At 32.2% G+C, this 16,513-nt stretch carries 19 protein-coding genes and 1 pseudogene; all 20 read right to left on the minus strand.

Translation table 11 applies throughout. The annotated features are described in order from the left end of the window. Position 1 precedes the first annotated feature (1 nt). On the minus strand, positions 2 to 1,075 hold the full coding sequence (locus tag H8R22_RS10190) for a c-type cytochrome (RefSeq protein WP_187010277.1): 1,074 nt from the start codon (positions 1,073 to 1,075) through the stop codon (positions 2 to 4). A gap of 6 nt (positions 1,076 to 1,081) precedes the next feature. Next, positions 1,082 to 1,579, minus strand: coding sequence for a YeeE/YedE family protein (locus tag H8R22_RS10195; protein ID WP_187010278.1), 498 nt, complete (start codon positions 1,577 to 1,579; stop codon positions 1,082 to 1,084). 12 nt (positions 1,580 to 1,591) lie between these two features. Then, positions 1,592 to 2,161, minus strand: a complete 570-nt coding sequence (locus H8R22_RS10200; RefSeq protein ID WP_222616916.1) for a YeeE/YedE family protein — start codon at positions 2,159 to 2,161, stop codon at positions 1,592 to 1,594. Between the two features lie 236 nt (positions 2,162 to 2,397). Then, on the minus strand, positions 2,398 to 2,613 hold the full coding sequence (locus tag H8R22_RS10205; protein ID WP_187010279.1) for a hypothetical protein: 216 nt from the start codon (positions 2,611 to 2,613) through the stop codon (positions 2,398 to 2,400). A gap of 48 nt (positions 2,614 to 2,661) precedes the next feature. After that, positions 2,662 to 2,916 carry a hypothetical protein gene (locus H8R22_RS10210; RefSeq protein WP_187010280.1) on the minus strand — a complete coding sequence of 85 codons (255 nt, stop codon included), beginning with the start codon at positions 2,914 to 2,916 and terminating at the stop codon, positions 2,662 to 2,664. A gap of 176 nt (positions 2,917 to 3,092) precedes the next feature. Further along, complete coding sequence (locus H8R22_RS10215) at positions 3,093 to 3,701, minus strand: DUF2202 domain-containing protein (protein WP_187010281.1); 609 nt, start codon at positions 3,699 to 3,701, stop codon at positions 3,093 to 3,095. Positions 3,702 to 3,896: 195 nt separating this feature from the next. After that, a complete protein-coding gene (locus H8R22_RS10220) occupies positions 3,897 to 5,498 on the minus strand; it encodes a hypothetical protein (protein WP_187010282.1) in 1,602 nt (533 codons plus the stop codon). Position 5,499: 1 nt separating this feature from the next. After that, positions 5,500 to 5,847: a hypothetical protein gene (locus tag H8R22_RS10225; RefSeq protein WP_187010283.1), complete on the minus strand. Its 348-nt coding sequence runs from the start codon at positions 5,845 to 5,847 to the stop codon at positions 5,500 to 5,502. 670 nt (positions 5,848 to 6,517) lie between these two features. Then, positions 6,518 to 6,826: a DUF202 domain-containing protein gene (locus H8R22_RS10230; protein ID WP_187010284.1), complete on the minus strand. Its 309-nt coding sequence runs from the start codon at positions 6,824 to 6,826 to the stop codon at positions 6,518 to 6,520. Continuing rightward, a complete protein-coding gene (locus H8R22_RS10235) occupies positions 6,823 to 7,023 on the minus strand; it encodes a YgaP family membrane protein (RefSeq protein WP_187010285.1) in 201 nt (66 codons plus the stop codon). Before H8R22_RS10235 ends, H8R22_RS10230 begins: the two co-directional genes overlap by 4 nt. A gap of 376 nt (positions 7,024 to 7,399) precedes the next feature. Further along, on the minus strand, positions 7,400 to 8,374 hold the full coding sequence (locus tag H8R22_RS10240; RefSeq protein ID WP_187010286.1) for a YeiH family protein: 975 nt from the start codon (positions 8,372 to 8,374) through the stop codon (positions 7,400 to 7,402). Positions 8,375 to 8,590: 216 nt separating this feature from the next. After that, positions 8,591 to 8,922, minus strand: a pseudogene (locus H8R22_RS10245) (thioredoxin family protein). Next, positions 8,882 to 9,088 carry a hypothetical protein gene (locus H8R22_RS10250; RefSeq protein WP_187010287.1) on the minus strand — a complete coding sequence of 69 codons (207 nt, stop codon included), beginning with the start codon at positions 9,086 to 9,088 and terminating at the stop codon, positions 8,882 to 8,884. Before H8R22_RS10250 ends, H8R22_RS10245 begins: the two are co-directional and overlap by 41 nt. A gap of 19 nt (positions 9,089 to 9,107) precedes the next feature. Then, the gene (locus tag H8R22_RS10255) at positions 9,108 to 9,563 is read right to left on the minus strand and encodes a DinB family protein (protein ID WP_187010288.1); all 456 of its coding nucleotides are present in this window, start codon (positions 9,561 to 9,563) and stop codon (positions 9,108 to 9,110) included. 86 nt (positions 9,564 to 9,649) lie between these two features. Next, entirely contained in the window at positions 9,650 to 10,030 is a 381-nt protein-coding gene (locus tag H8R22_RS10260; protein ID WP_187010289.1) for a rhodanese-like domain-containing protein, read from the minus strand. Next, on the minus strand, positions 10,027 to 10,347 hold the full coding sequence (locus H8R22_RS10265) for a rhodanese-like domain-containing protein (RefSeq protein WP_187010290.1): 321 nt from the start codon (positions 10,345 to 10,347) through the stop codon (positions 10,027 to 10,029). The genes H8R22_RS10260 and H8R22_RS10265 overlap by 4 nt, the downstream gene beginning before the upstream one ends. A 1,161-nt stretch (positions 10,348 to 11,508) precedes the next feature. Then, positions 11,509 to 12,900, minus strand: coding sequence for an MBL fold metallo-hydrolase (locus H8R22_RS10270; RefSeq protein ID WP_187010291.1), 1,392 nt, complete (start codon positions 12,898 to 12,900; stop codon positions 11,509 to 11,511). A 287-nt stretch (positions 12,901 to 13,187) separates the two neighbouring features. After that, complete coding sequence (locus H8R22_RS10275; RefSeq protein WP_187010292.1) at positions 13,188 to 14,603, minus strand: MBL fold metallo-hydrolase; 1,416 nt, start codon at positions 14,601 to 14,603, stop codon at positions 13,188 to 13,190. A 249-nt stretch (positions 14,604 to 14,852) separates the two neighbouring features. After that, positions 14,853 to 14,990 carry a hypothetical protein gene (locus H8R22_RS10280; RefSeq protein WP_222616917.1) on the minus strand — a complete coding sequence of 46 codons (138 nt, stop codon included), beginning with the start codon at positions 14,988 to 14,990 and terminating at the stop codon, positions 14,853 to 14,855. A 238-nt stretch (positions 14,991 to 15,228) separates the two neighbouring features. Then, on the minus strand, positions 15,229 to 16,503 hold the full coding sequence (locus H8R22_RS10285) for an NAD(P)/FAD-dependent oxidoreductase (protein WP_187010293.1): 1,275 nt from the start codon (positions 16,501 to 16,503) through the stop codon (positions 15,229 to 15,231). Between the last annotated feature and the right edge of the window lie 10 nt (positions 16,504 to 16,513).

Genomic DNA, 16,513 nt, shown 5'->3' on the forward strand with positions numbered 1-16,513 from the left:
ATTACTTTTTCTCGTCCTTCTTTTTTTGCTCTTTTATTGGTTTAAAAGGACCAAATTTGTGCTGTGTTTCAGTAAAATCATCTGAGAACGGACCAAAAGGATGATCTACCGCTTTTTTAGAAATATTTGGCCAATCCTTACTCAAATCTTTTGATGGACGAGGCAGGTTATCAACATAAGCCGCAAGATCCCAAGACTCTTCATCGGATAACTGCGGATTTTCGTATGTAGCGCCAAGAGGCATATTGTATTTTACATATCCTGCAAAACGACTTATTCTGTATAGTCCTGCGCCACTATTATAAGAATTGGTTCCCCAAAGTGGTGGATAGGTATATTCTTTTTTGTCCTCTGCTAAAATTCCCTGACCGTCCACTTGGTGACAGCTTGCACATTTAGCATCGTATATTAATTTTCCTTTTACAGGATCAGCAGCCCTATCTAAAAACTCTAAATCATAAATTCCAGAACCTTTGGCATCTTCACCCTTAGGGACATCTTTACCAATGTATTCAATATAAGCAATCATGGCCTTCATTTCTTTATCCTCTTCATTTAGATGCTCGCCATTTAAGCTTCGTTCTAGACAATCATTGATTCGTTTGTAAATCCCTTCAATTTGTCCACTTCGACCTCTCATTTTTGGATATGTAGAAAACACTGACCCATAATTATTACCCCAGGGCTTTGTTCCAGCATCAAGGTGGCAATTGCTACAACTCATCCCGTTAGTTATTTTTTTGACACTACCATTTGGACCTAAGTATTTAGCGGTATGGGAAATCAAATCTTTTCCATATTCCAACTGTTCTTTTAAAACATCATCGGTAACCAGGCTAATATCAGGAGCTTTCCAGAAGCCAGCGATTTCGTTTTGCAAAATCACTTTTTTCTTTGCATCGACATATAGTGAATCCATTTCTTTACTGTCATTTTCAAACCAAGAGCTGATAGAGGAGTGAAAAAACAGGAATGAAAACAAGAATATTACCAAGAAGATAGCAGTCGTAAAGAGCATAGTCAGCCTCTTTGCAAGGAATATGAAACGTTTAGTATTATTTGTGTCCTTATCCATAAGTTTTTAATGAACTAATTTTTCTCTGAAATATCCATATACCCAAGTTCCTGCTATCGCTGCTAAAAGAGCAACAATCATTACCGTCGCACCCGTCCCGATTTGTGCGAATAAAGGACCAGGGCAAGCTCCAGTCATTGCCCAGCCAAAACCAAATATCAGTCCACCAAAAATTTGACCTTTATTAAAGGTTTTGTCATGAAATTCAATCTTTTCGCCATAAATGGTCTTAACATTTAATTTTTTAATTAGAAAAACAGATATAGCCCCAACCACAACTGCACTTCCTATAAGTCCATACATATGAAAAGACTGGAAATGGAACATTTCTTGTATACGGTACCAACTGATAACTTCGGCTTTAATAAAAAGAATACCAAATAAGACACCCACGATTAAGTACTTTATATTATGATACCATTTGTGATCCAATGCACTCTCGTTTACACATATAGTGTCGAGAGAACGAGTTTCGAAATCTGTATTTTGATCTTTAATTTGCATATCGAATAATTTTTAAAGTGAAAGAATATAAGGTAAAATAAAATTTGCCATAATCAATCCGCCAATGAAGAAACAACAAGTCGCAACAAGCGACGGCCATTGTAAATTAGACAAACCTGAAATGGAGTGACCACTGGTACAACCTCCAGCATAACGAGAGCCAAAACCAACTAAGAAACCACCTATAACGATCATAATGAATCCCTTGAGAGTCAATAGATTTTCCCAAGAGAAAATTTGTTCAGGTAACATACCGTTGATGTTTGTAATTCCGTAAGTTGCTAAATCTGTTCTCAGGCCAGCGTCAATAATAATTGGATCGGGGTTTGACAGAAAACTAAATGCAACAATACCACCAATTAAAATTCCCATCACGAAAAACATATTCCAAATTTCTTTTTTCCAATCATAAGTGAAAAATGGAATACTTGCTGGCATACACATCGCACATGTGTGTCGTAAAGTTCCACTTATTCCAAAGGATTTGTTTCCTAGGATTAATAGTGCTGGGACAGTAAGTCCAACTAATGGTCCGGCTATATACCAAGGCCAAGGTTGTCTAATAAGTTCTAAAATTTCCATATTTTTTTTTTAGTCTTGTAAAATTCACTTTTAAAAAAGAAAATTTGTGTAACTTATGTCACACAAGAAAAAAAAATATGTAATAAATGACATATGGAAGAGAAATTATCCTATATAATTGTTAATTAATTAGTTATTAATCTTGATGCATAATAAAAATTAGTGTTTGATGAAATGCTGCTAAATAAAAAAGTGCTTGATTTCTCAAACACTTTTTAACAAATTAAAACTAGAATTTATGATTTTTTTTCTACTTTTTTAGATGAACAGCATGCGTCTTTCTTGCCTTTACCTTGCTCTTTTGTATCACTACCACAAGACTTCTTTTCTTGAGTAGAACATGATTTTTCAGTTCTTACTTTTTTCTTTTGTTTAGGTTCTTGTTCTTGAGCATTTATGTTTATTGAGAACAAGACTGCCACTAATACTAATGATGAAACTATTTTTTTCATTTTATTATGTTTTTATTTATTGAATATGTAAAATTTTATTTTATGCAATTAAGAGTTGGTCTCTGGAGGCTGCCAAATAGTATTATAGTAATTCGAAATCAGTTCTTTTTCGAAAAATAATTTTTGTTCACTTATGGACTCAAAATTATGGTCTTTTTTAAATACAAATTCTATTTGGTTGATTATAAATTGCCCTATATTAAAATTTAAAATACATTTCTCTTTTTGACAGCCATATGGCATACTGTTATGAACAGCAATATTCTTTTGACAAGCCGATTCAGATTTTAGAGCATAATGCATTTTTACAATTCTAACCGTGGGCAACACTGTTAGCATTATAATATAAACGCATAATGTAGTTATCAAAAATTTCATCGTTATATAAATGTATAAAATATTCTTTTGTATTATTTTTTGAATTGATTTAAAAATTTATATCGGCTTATCTTCGGATTAAAGCAGCTTTTCTATTCTAATTAATTATTTCCGCAGCCCCCGCTTGGAGCACTTATAATACTATTATATTCTTCTAAAGAAATAAATTGTGGTTCATAGCTTACCTCATTATTGATCAGTTCAGTTGTAAAAGAACGAATGTGATTTTTTGAGCCACAGGCTAGATTACTATAAACAGTTAATAAATCTGATTTTGAAGTATTTATTATAAAGTCATCAATATCATTTATATCTAAATCTTCAATAGTCGCACCAACTTTTAATGCTTCAACCAATGAAATATTAGATTGTATAATTAAATTATTATACAACACTTGCAGGTCCTGATTTACAAAAATCCCCACTTGAACAGAGGCAGGATCTAGAATTCTGTATTTATTTAATAATGATAAAACGCTATTCATATGTGTTTGCTCACTTTGAGAAATGCTATTAAAAATAGCCAATTTGTATTTATTATAGGAATAAATATAAACATCATGAGCTAGTTTTTCTTCCTCTCTTAAAAATTTAAGATCGTTTATTTCATTTTGTGTCAATGGAACTACAGTATCGGTGTTAACATTTTCATTCGTACAGTTGCTAAACAGTAATCCTGTTAAAAAAGCAACAAATATTTTTATTTTCATAATTATATTTTTTGAATTAATATGAAGTAAATTTAGTAAAAGAACTCTTTTTTAGATGTAACATTAGTCACTTATAGAATTTAAAAAAGAGTCTTAAGCAAATATTAATTTTAATTAGAATCAAACCTATGGTAAAAATAAGTAGGAGAGTAGGAGAGCTTTCTTTTCCTTTTTGTTTTTTTTATTATTGAGAAATTACTTGACATATACTTTTTGTGATACATAAAATTTGTGATCGAAAATAAATGTAAGTATTATCATTTCCGTATTGGCATTTTCTAAACTAAAGTTCATGGTATTATTCCCAATATTCAATCCTTCAATTTCTCCATCATTCACTATTTTACCGTCTATCGATGAAATGAAATAATCTAAAGTTGATACGTAAGGTAAATTAAATTGAATTTTAATGATTTTATTAGCAATAGGAATTGGTGAAACAGTAAAAGTAAATGGGTTTTTCCCATCAATTGATGCCACGCTTAAGTTATTGTTTTTAATTAGTTTAACTTCATAAACAGTAGGGTCGGCAGAAGTAGCAGTATTTTTGTTGTCTGTAAAACTGCTAATAGTTGGACTTTGAATTCCCCCATAGATATGACCAATTATGAATTCATTTTCCAATATTTGACTAAGCTTAATTACATCATTGTCATAATGTGGCAGATTAGTGTTTGGAATAAATTCTGCACCAGCACCTTTGAGATTAGGCATTTCTACAGGTAGATTGTATTCTTTTAGAGTACCATCTGCCAGTCGTGTTACTCTACTTATTGTTTTTACAAATGGGACATTATTATCTTGAATTAAAGTTGTTCCATTATAATAATACTGGCTAATTCCTCCAAAAAAAACAGTATGCATTTGGTTTTCTGTTTGGTCGTATAAACCAACTTTCCCGGAGTGATAGTTACTTAAATATTGGTTAAATTGTGTTTGTGGAAAATAACCGCTGCTTTTAATGTCTACAGGATAAAGAAAAGGTAAATCTTCATTGATTTGAAAAACACCTGAAGAAATAGTATAGCCTTCTTCTCCGTTTGGAAAGACCTGAGGAACTAAATTATAATCTCTTCGATGTAAGTTAATAGCATCGGTAACTGTTGAATAGTTACCATAACTTAATTGCATTCCAGAATTATCAATGGTAAATTTTTGAATTTGACTTGTATAGGATTGTACAAAAGAACCTCCGTTATTTGGATTATACCTACCTGTAAAAACTTGCCCACCAATTAAGTAAAAATCAGTGCCAATTTTACCTAATTGCCCGCCAGTATTCTGAAAAATAGCATCAGAAATTTGTTTAAAATAGGTTGTAATTGGCGTTCCTGCAATTACTGCTGTAATTAGGTTAGGAACATCGACCGAAGTTAGTTTGTCAAATGTAATATGATTATTTGCAGTTGCTGAAAAAGCATAACCACCTATAATATACAATGTATTTTCATCTTGGTAAAAATTCATATTAGTAGACTGTAATTGTTCTGCAATTCCAGATGAAAGTAAATTTAAAGAAGCAGACCACAATTGTTTCGTATTTATATCAATCACATATATATCTGTATTGTTTTGTGCTTGAGGAAATGCATTGAAAGGTTGTCTGGCATGGATGCCATCTTTTCGTCCTCCAATTACGAGCCATTTACCATTATGTTGTGCAAAAACATAAGAATGTAATCCAGGTAGGTTAGCTATAGCAATGGGTGTAAGTTGCACATCGTAAGAAAACGAATCTTGTGCTACTGCTGTTTTGAAGGAAAGTATCAGTATGATTATAAAAATGTATTTTTTCATTTTACCTACGTTTTAAATTATTAGTACTTTCAACATCGGTCGAAATAGTATTCTCTTTGTTGACTTTTTTAGTTTTAGATTTTAAGACTTTAAATGATTTTTCTTTAAAATTTATAGAATCATCTTGTTCAATAATTCTGATACTATCTTGAATAATCGGATTGTCGTTTTGGCAATCGTGACACTTTGCACAACTCACCATTGCTTGTGAAAAATGAGATTTAGGCTTTTTTAAATCACTTTCATTGATTTTCATGACACTCATATACTTTTGACTGATATCTGTAACTTTAAAGCTTGAAAAAGCAAATAAGGCTATCATACTTGTAATTATTATTTTAATTTTCATTTAGGTACATGGTATAGTATTGCCTCATAACTAGGAAAATGTTACGGGCTTAATTCTTTTTTATTTTGAGGATTATTAAACTAAAGGAATAAACTTTGGCGGTTGCCAAATGGAGCTGATATATTGAGAAATAAAAATCTTTTCGTAATTGGATTTCTCTTTTTTAATCGGTTCAAATAATGGTATAACTAAAATAAATGGTATGAATTGCGCATTAATACATTGAGAGGGACTAAAGTTTAAATTCATTATAACATTTCCTCTTTCACAACTTGATTGGGAGTCATTATTTGTTTTACATGATGATTGATTTTTTTCAAAAAATTCCATCTTCATCACTCTAACAGATGGGAGTGCAGTTAGAATAGTTAAATAAAAACATAATAGATACGCAAAAAATTTCATGGTATAAATTTATTGTTTTAAACAATTAAATCATTTTTTTTAATTAGCTAGAAATCAAAAAGAGCGCCATTAAAATCAGAACTAGATCTTCAATACTAGTTACGATTCTCATAGGTGAAATTAAAATGTAACGCTATTAAGCACATTTTACGTCACGTTTATAATAGTATTTTTTATACCTCCCATTCTAGGCCAAAAGAATATTGCCTATAATCATCTAGTTCCCAGATTGTGTATTTATCAAAATAAAAGGAAACGGTATCTGTTACAGTTTGTAATATTCTAATTGGTAGTCGCCTATGTGTTTTTTATTTTCTTCAATGGATTTTTTATGTTTAATATAGTTCACTGTTCCAAAAACAAAAATGATAAATGAAGTGAAGAAAAGTGCGATTTCAATCAGTAAACTATTTTCAATTTTCAGTAGATTTCTCAAACTCAAGCCTGCAATCAAAAAATACATGGAGGTTCTTAAAAAGGCAAAAAAAGTAGATTGATTTGCCAATGTTGTTCGTTGCAATGCTAACTTCTCTCTTAAAATTAAGTCTTTATTACGTGCGTTATCTGTTTTCATTTTTTTCGTGTGTTTATTCCAAATGGCAAATACAAAGGGCAAAAACTGGCAAACGATGTTAGAATGAAAATACTCGCAAAAGCACTTAGTACAATTGCTAATATGCCATTGATTAAGTTGGTATAGTACAGTATTCCAACAAGAACAGCGAATGCAAAACGAATGATTTTATCAACAGTACCCATATTTTTTTTCATAGGAATCTATTTTACATCTACGAAAGTAGTTCGTAAAAATGGAAATCTATGTAACAAAAGTCACATCGTTTCAAATTATACTATTTTGGTTGTTACATTATGAAGAGATCTTCAATAATATTAGATAAAGGTATAGCCTTTTGAGTTTTTTTGATAATCTGTATTTATCCTTTATAAATTGTTAATAGTCAGCGATTAGTATTCCCTCAATATAATTATGGACTTCTAGGTGTAGAAAAATAATTTTAAATCAGCGTCTTAATTACCTCTCGTCATAAACCAATTTGTATTTTATGTATTAGTTATATTCCTTAGGTATTGTTTTTACATTCAGATTTGAATTTCAAAAACAACTAGTTGTTGATTAATACCTAACTTAAATAAATTGTAACCCAACTAAAACCAATACAATTTGTGCTAAAAATATAATTAATCCAAAAAACAATCCTTTTTTACCGGATTGAATTAGTGACGTAATACTAACATTAAGGCCAATTGCAGTCATAGCTATTGTTAAGACAATCTTTACCATCGTATTCATAATCTCAAGTAAAAATTTATCAAAGTCTATTAACGAAACTAAAATGGTAATTACTAAAAAGCTCCATAAATACCACGGCAATTGTAAGTGTTGCTTCCAATTTTTTGTTGTTTTTTGTTCTGATATATAATTGAAAAGTATCAATGCAGGCGATAATAATGCAATTCTTGCTAATTTTATGGTTATTGCATCTTCACCAATTAGTTGTGACATTGAGAAACCAGCACCAGCTACGTTACCCACAGAATGAAGGGATCCACCGATAAGGATGCTACTATCAAATGAGGATATTTTTAAGGTTGTTAAAACAAATGGTAAAAGTAACATGCCTATCGTTCCATATAAATTAACTACAGCCAAGGCAATACCTACATCTTCTTTATTTTTTTGTAGGGAGGGCGATAATGCAGCAATTGCACTTGATCCACAAATGGCAGTTCCAAAACCTACTAACAAACCTGCTGAACTAGGGCATTTTATTTTTTTTGAGAGATATACGGTAAGTAATAATACAAGCAAAACCACAACAGTTATTAATATAAAACTTTGCAAACCTAACTTTGCAATATGTGTATAATTGATGCCAAATGCTAAAAAAATTACTGAATATTCCAACATTTTTGAACTTGTAAAGTTTATTCCTGAATGAAATTCTGATGGAATTTTAACAAGATTACCAATTATCAGCCCAACTAATAAACCCAACAGAATACTATTGAAAAAAGTAAAAAAATTAGAAACTACTAATACAAATAGTCCTAAAACTATTGCGAAAATTATTCCTTTGTGATTTTTTTTTATTGTATCCATCATTTTTGTTTGCCTAAACTATTTAAAGTTTTTCAAATTTTTAAAGTCCTATCTAACAATAGGTGTTCTACTAATTCAGTATTTAAATTTAAATTTGTAACTTATTCTTAATGAATAAGTTACAGTAATTCAATCTATATCTTGCAAGAATAAATATTTGAATTAATTTTGATTATCATTTCAATTTCTCTTATTATGACTGCTATTTATATTCATTTAATTACTCTTTTCTAAAATAATATTTATTATTTCGTCTGCTGACAAGACACCGGATTGTTTCCACAATTGTTTCCCATTTTGAAATAATAGTAATGAAGGAACTCCAAGAGCTTGATAGCTTTGTGCTAATTTTTGTTCTTTGTCTACATCTATTTAATAATAGTAATACGGTCTTGAAGACTGTCCTTTACTTGATTTAGAACTGGTAAAAGCATTTGGCAAGGTCCACACGAAGTGGTAAAGAAATCTACCAAAACTGGTTTTTCAGAATTTATAATGTCATTGAAATTACTCATTTTCTTCTTTTTTTGAAGGAATAGCACAAGCATTATTGCCGCAACAACCTACGCTAAACAATGCCATTACAGTAAAAACAACACCTAGAATTATCATTAAATATTGCTGTGTTTGAAAAGATTGAATTATAATATAAACTCCCAGAATTAATCGAATGGCTCGCATAAAGTTCCAGTTGGTAAAAAGTATTTTTAACATTGTTTTGTAATTATAGTTATTATACAAATTTTCTAATATTGATCATAAAACCAAGATGAATTCCTTCGTGATAATTATTGAAATTTATGGCTTCTTCAAATGTTGCTAAATGAAAACCGATATGGGTTTCGTACGGCATAAACGAAACAAACTTTCCTGTATCGTAGTCATCTTTGGTTTGTTGGATCAATGAAATCAACAATTCTTTTATTTCGTCAACTTCTTCTTGTGTTGTAGTTTGGGTTGGTACCGAACCGTATTTGTATTTGTTATGAAATTCTTTGGAGATTGCAACTGGTAAACCCGATAGTCTGTAAACTAAACCTTGTTGAGTAGTAATGATATGACCAATGTTCCAAATCAAATTGTTTTTAAATCCTTCAGGTATTTTGTTGAGTTGCTCTAAAGTAAGTTGTTCTAAAAACGCTAAATGTAATTTTCGGTTAGTTTCCCAAATTTTGAATGTTGATTGCATCTTTTATAATTTTTATAAAAATAGTCCAATTCAAAACAGGCATCAAGCTGTTTCAAACTGAACTATTATTGCGTGATTTATGAATTTTATTTTTTCAGTTTTGCGTTAACATCTTCCCAACGGCCACCATTGATAACATTTGTAATGTGATTTTGTTCTAAAATAGCTTTGGCTTGGCTGCTTCTACTACCGCTTTGACAAAAAACAACAATGCTTTTTTTACCTTTGAATCTTATCAATTGCTTCTCAACTTGGTCTAAAGGTATATTTACTGCTCCTTTTACACTTCCTTGAGCAAACTCTGCTGCTGTTCTAACATCTACATATAATGTCTCCTTTTTTATAATTGGTCTTGCCTTTTGACTTGTCGGGTTTTTTATTGTTGCTTTTGTGTTTTGCGCACTGATTGTGTTGCTCGAAAAAGATGTGATTAACAATAGTAAACCAATTTTTATTAAATTCCTCATGCTTTATTTAGTGCTGCATTTACATCTTGCCAAGTTCCGCCGTTAGTAACATTAGTAAATCCATTTTGTTCTAAAATTGATTTTGCTTGTCCGCTGCGGTTACCGCTTCTACAAAAAACTACAATATTTTCTTTGTCTTTAAATTTTTCCAATTGATTTTGTACTTGATCTAACGGAATATTTACAGAACCTTTGACATTGCCTTCAGCGAATTCTCCAGGAGAACGAACGTCTACTAAAAATGCTCCCTTATTAATTACTATTTCTAAATTCTCATCGTTGCTACTGCCACCAAATATATTTCCAAAAATTCCCATAATTATTTTTATTTAACGGTTGATTTATTATTCTTTTACTACTGTGTTCTGACGCATAAGATTGGATTTAAGAGCAGTTATTTTTGCAATTGCGTTGCAACCAACTCTATCTTCGCTAAAGTTCCTATACCCTATATGTGTAACTATTTCTATATCAAATCCTGTTTCAGTAACTAAGACAATCGGTTCTTTTACGTCGACAATTAAAGCACCTACCTAAAGAGCTCGATCACCATTAATACCAATTTTTATTGATTGAGGGATATATCCTTTTGCAAAATCACTATTGTCTCTTGTCTTTAAAATTTAAGTTCCGTTTTATTAACCTACATTTTCAAATGCTACAGCATTACTATCTTTAATGCCATTATTGAATACTTTCTTCCAAACTTCTATTTCCGTCTTATCCATAGCTACTTTCATATTAAAGGAGGCAAGGGGAGGGCAAAAACTTTCGCCAACTTATTGAACAAGTTCTGTTTACGTACTATTGCCGCGTGGAGCACAATTGGCAGCTTTATGTTGACCAATTTTCAGAATAGTTTTTTTACTCCTGTTTTTTCAACACGGAGAAACTACACCGCGAGCATGGTGTACAAGTACAATATCATCTAACTTCATTACCTTGTCTCTTACCTAATGAAATGATACTGCAACCAACTCTTCTTACTTCATTATTCCACTTTTTGAGCTAAATCAGGACAGCGTATATTACCAATACATGAAGTATGCTGCGAGAAAATAATATGCTCTTTTCCGTATTTATCAATCAGTAAGTAAGTAGAGCGTAGTCTCCATAGCGTGACCGGGCCTATGCATTACTTATATTTTGATAGTGTGATTTGTAAAACCCTGATTGTCTTTGGCCGAAATGAATTCAACTTCTGACTTTGCATTGGGGCCATTCACAATTTTTGCATCTATTTTTTTAATCCAATCAAAATGTCAAGAAACAAAATCCGCATGAAAATGGGTTGCAAAAATATACTTTAATTCTACTCCTTCTTGTATTAACCTTTCCATATCAAGTTCTGTTTCCAGTAGCAAATCTAGAATCGCTAGTTCGCTATTTTAGGTCACGTATGATGCTCCTTGTATTAGTCACTCCGTATATATTTGCTCTATTTTATTTTATTACGAATTTGAATGTATTGCTATCAATTAAGCTATTACGGGATTGCCTTCACTAACCCATTCATTCATTCCTGGGGAATAGTTTACAACATTGGTATACCCATTTTTTATTAATAGAGAATAACCAATTGAAGCTCTATCACCGCCTTGACAATGGATTACAACTTTTTTATCTTTGCTTATCTTATCTAAATTATTTACCATAGTCCCTACAAATACATTGTCAGCTCCTTCTATATGACCAGCATTAAATTCAGCAGCGCCACGAAGATCTACGATCTGAACATTTGGTTCTCCTTTTAAAGCTTTTAGTTCTTCAAGAGAAATGAAGTGGGATTGATCCAAATTTCCTGCGAACGTTTCAGTTGAAGGAATGTAACCATAAATGTTGTCAAGACCAATTCGCATTAGTTTTCTGGTGAGATCATCTAACTGGGAATCCGGAGCAAGTACCATAAAAGGTTCCTCGTAAGTTAAAAACCATCCTGCCCAAGTGGCAAAAGAGTTATTGCCTTGAATGTTAATACTTCCAGGTATAAATCCTTTTGAAAACTCTGATTTGTCTCTGGCGTCAATCAATTTGATTCCTTTTGCTAAAGCTTCTGTTAATTCTATTTGATTTAACTTTTTTAATTTAGGAACCGCTGTTAAAAGTGGACGATCAACTTTATTTAAGTGCTTCATCATCGCAAAATATTTTGGTGGTTCGGGCTGATCCGTCAATAAATATTTTACAAAACCTTTTTCATCATGCTTGTATTGAAATGCCCAATTTCTCAATTTCTCGTATCCTACTGTTGTGCTTGGAACTGATCCTAACGATTTGCCACAAGCTGATCCCGCACCGTGTCCAGGCCATACTTGAATGAAATCTGGAAGATTATTGAATTTTTGAACAGATTGGTACATTTGTAAAGCACCAGCATCAGCTGTGCCAACAACACCAGCTGCTTTCTCTAGCAAATCGGGTCTTCCAACATCACCCACAAATACAAAATCCCCAGTGAACAGCATTACTGGCTCATCGCTGGCAGGAGTATCTGTAAGAAGGAAACTGATACTTTCAGGAGTATGTCCTGGTGTATGTATAACTTCTAATATAAGATTTCCAAGTTTTATTTTTTGACCATCTTTTAATCCAATATGTGGGAATTCATATTCCCAACCTTCACCACCTTCATCTGAAAGATACATATCAGCACCAGTTAAAGCGGCTAATTCTCTTGATCCAGCGAGAAAATCTGCATGAATGTGCGTTTCAAGAATATGAGTAATTTTCATATTATTTTGCTTTGCAATTTCGAGGTAAGTATCTACATCTCTTTTTGCATCAATTACAGCTGCTACTCCCGCTTTTTGGCAGCCAATAAAATAACTGGCTTGCGCTAAACTTTTATCGTAAATGTGTTGAAAAAACATACCTTTTATTTTTAGGTTACTTTACTAAATAGAAATCGAAATTACGGATTACATTTATTAAGAACTGTGACATAAGTTACACAAGCTTTTTTTATCACTATAAGTGCTATTTTATTAGTGGGATTATCATAAGCGAGAGCTACATTTTTTTGATACTTCTCTTTTGCAATTGGATTTTTTTTGATGAAATTTATTGAATGGGTAATGGTAGCATTTATTGAGACCTAGCAAAAAAAAAAGATTGCATTTTTTAGACAATCTTTTTAAAATAGAAAACAATATATTATTTACAATAGTGTTGTTGGACAAACATAATCTGACTTTAAAAGTTTGGTGTTTTTGATTTCGGCAAAGCCTCCAATAACATCAACAAAATTATCCCAACCCCTTTGTTTTAAAATTGATGCAGCAATCATGCTGCGATATCCACCGGCGCAATGCAAAATGAATTTTTTCTCTTTTGGAAATTCTGCTAAGTGATTATTGATTTCGTTTAGCGGAACATTAATTGCCCCAATTAGATGTTCGGATAAAAATTCGCTTTTCTTTCTAACATCAAAAATAAGTGTTTCATCAAAGTCAACAGCGTCTTCTAATTGTTTTGCTGTAATTCTGTTTATGGTATCCAATTCAAAACCTACTTTTTTCCAGGCATTTATTCCTCCATTCAAATAACCAATAGTGTGATCATATCCAATACGGGAGAGACGTATCATACTTTCTTCTTCCTTGCCAGTTGCAGTGACTAATAAGATTTCTTGTTTAATATCCGCAATCATTTCGCCCACCCACATTGCAAAACTTCCATCTAAACCAATGTTAACACTATTAGGTATAAAACCTTCTGCAAATTCAGATGCGTCACGAGTGTCAAGTATTAAAGCTCTAGTTTCGTTTGCTACTACTTCAAATTCGGTTGGATTTAAAGGTGTTTTAGCTTTTTTTAGTATCGCATCTAAACTGTCATAGCCATTAATATTCAGTAATACGTTGGCTGGAAAATAGGCGGGAGGATTTGTTAAACCGGTTAATACAGCGGTAACGAATTCATCTTCGGTCATTTTTGGATTCAGGGCATAATTTGTTTTCTTTTGGTTGCCCAAAGTATCTGTAGTTTCTTTACTCATCATTTTCCCGCATGCCGAACCCGCACCATGATTTGGATATACAATTAAATCGTCTGACAACGGCATAATTTTAGTTCGCAAAGAATTATACAAATGACGCGCTAATTTGTCTTGAGTTAAATCAGCAACGACATGTTGAGCTAAATCTGGACGGCCAACATCACCAATAAAAAGGGTGTCTCCGGTAATAATTCCGTGCTCTTTTCCGTTTTCATCAATTAATAAAAAAGTAGTACTTTCCATGGTGTGTCCAGGAGTATGAATCACTTTTACTTTGTAGTTGCCAATTTCAAAAATTTGTCCGTCTTGGGCAGAAATAATTTCGTAAGCTGGTTTTGCAGTCGGTCCATATACTATTTTCGCATTAGTTTTTTTGGCTAAATCCAAATGTCCTGAAACGAAATCAGCGTGAAAATGAGTAAGAAAAACATATTTTATTTTGGCATTGTCTTTAAGCGCTCTATCAATATAGGGCTGCACTTCTCTTAAAGGATCAAAAATTGCGGCTTCACCATTATTTTCAATATAATAAGCTGCGTGAGCAATACAACCTGTGTAAATTTGTTCTATTTTCATAATTGAATTTTTTTGAATTAATGCTGTTTTAGATTTATAAGATTAGAGCAAATGTATAAGACACTTTTAAAATCCAAAGTGATAATTATCATGAAAAAATAACTATAATATCAGTAAATATAGTATGTGACAAAAGTCACAGAGAAAAATCAAGCCGTGCGTTTTTATTTACTATGTACAAAAAAGACCATCACAAGGATGGCCTTAATTTAAAATTTACTAGAATTTTTTATATGATTTTTGTGCCAATTACCAGACAATCATTTCTAAATTACTTTTCTTTCTTTCGGCTGATCCTTCAACAGTTTTAAGAGCAGGAACAATTGCTTTATCTCCCGGCTGCCAGTCCACAGGCATTGCTGCTTTATACTCGTCAGAAGTATGCAAGGCTAGAGGAGAACGTTTAATCTCAGCCCTATTTCTACCGAGATTTAAAGGGTATGCACTTCTTTCGCTGAAACTTCCATTTTATATTAATTTTAAAATACGTAAGTGAGTGTTTAGGCTGCAAATAGGAGGGAGTTAACTGGTTTTAATGGTAATATATATCACGTAAGGAAAAAAAATCCCTTTCAATTTTACTCAAAAGGGATAACAAACAAATAAAATATATCGGTACTAAGTATTACGCAGTTCCTTTTAGAATTTTATTCCAATATAACCAAGGTAAAACTTTTGTTTTTAGGATCCACATGGCCCAATTAGGTTTTGCCTGATTTATTGGAAAAGTCATTTTTGGTGTATTTGTATAATCAAACTCGGCTAACATTAATTTTCCGTATTGAGTAGGAATCGGGCAGGCGCTGTACCCATCATATTGTGCTGTGCCTTTCTCATTATCCATAAATGCCAGAAGATTGGTAACAACCACCGGAGCTTGTTTGCGTATAGCGGCTCCAGTTTTACTGCACGGTGCATTGGTGCAATCTCCTAGAGCAAACACATTTGCAAAACGAGTATGCTGCATGGTGTTTTTATCAATTTCCACATATCCAAATGGATTTGCAGAGTCACTTAATGGACTGCTTTTTATAAAATCAGGAGCTGATTGTGGTGGAACTGTATGGCATAAATCGAAATTCAATAGTACTTTTTTAAATTCCTTATCAGGGCTGTTTTCTACTATACCGTAGCAGCCAGCATTTTCAGAAGATAATTTCTGATTTAGGTTTTCATCAATTTCTTTAGTTTCAAATTCAACTGTTTTCTTTTCGCCATCTATCGCTGTAACATTAGCACCATAGTGGACGTGAATATTATATTTAGCTACAACTTTTTTTAGTGTTTCAGCATATTCTTTAACACCAAATATTACGCTTGCTCCAGAAATATAATGGATATCGCACTTGTCCAAAATTCCTTTTTTACGCCAATAATCGCAAGCCAAATACATGATTTTGTGAGGTGCTCCTCCACATTTAATAGGTGTTGTTGGGTTTGTGAAAATTGCCGTACCACCTTTAAAATTTTCAATCATTTCCCATGTGTAGGGTGCGTGTTGAAAAGAGTAGTTACTGCTGACACTATTTTTGCCTAATGTATCTTTTAATCCTTTAATTTTATTCCAATCCAGTTGGATACCAGGGCAAACAATCAAGTAATTATAGGTGAATTCTTTACCCGAAGAACATCTTATTTTATTTTCGTTTGGCATAAATTCGTTTACCGCTTCTTTGATCCAAGTAGTATTATTTGGAATTACATCTTTTTCATTTCGAACGGTCTTTTTGATGTCAAATATACCAGCACCAACAAGTGTCCATGCGGGCTGATAATAATGTTTTTCAGATGGATCAATTATTCCAATGTTTAGATTACTTCTTTTAATAAGTAACTGTGAAGCGACAGAAAGTCCTGCATTTCCACCTCCTATAATTAATATTTGATAATGATTGGCCATTTTTTTTCGA

It is taken from the genome of Flavobacterium kayseriense, from assembly GCF_014305095.1.
GTDB lineage: Bacteria > Bacteroidota > Bacteroidia > Flavobacteriales > Flavobacteriaceae > Flavobacterium > Flavobacterium kayseriense.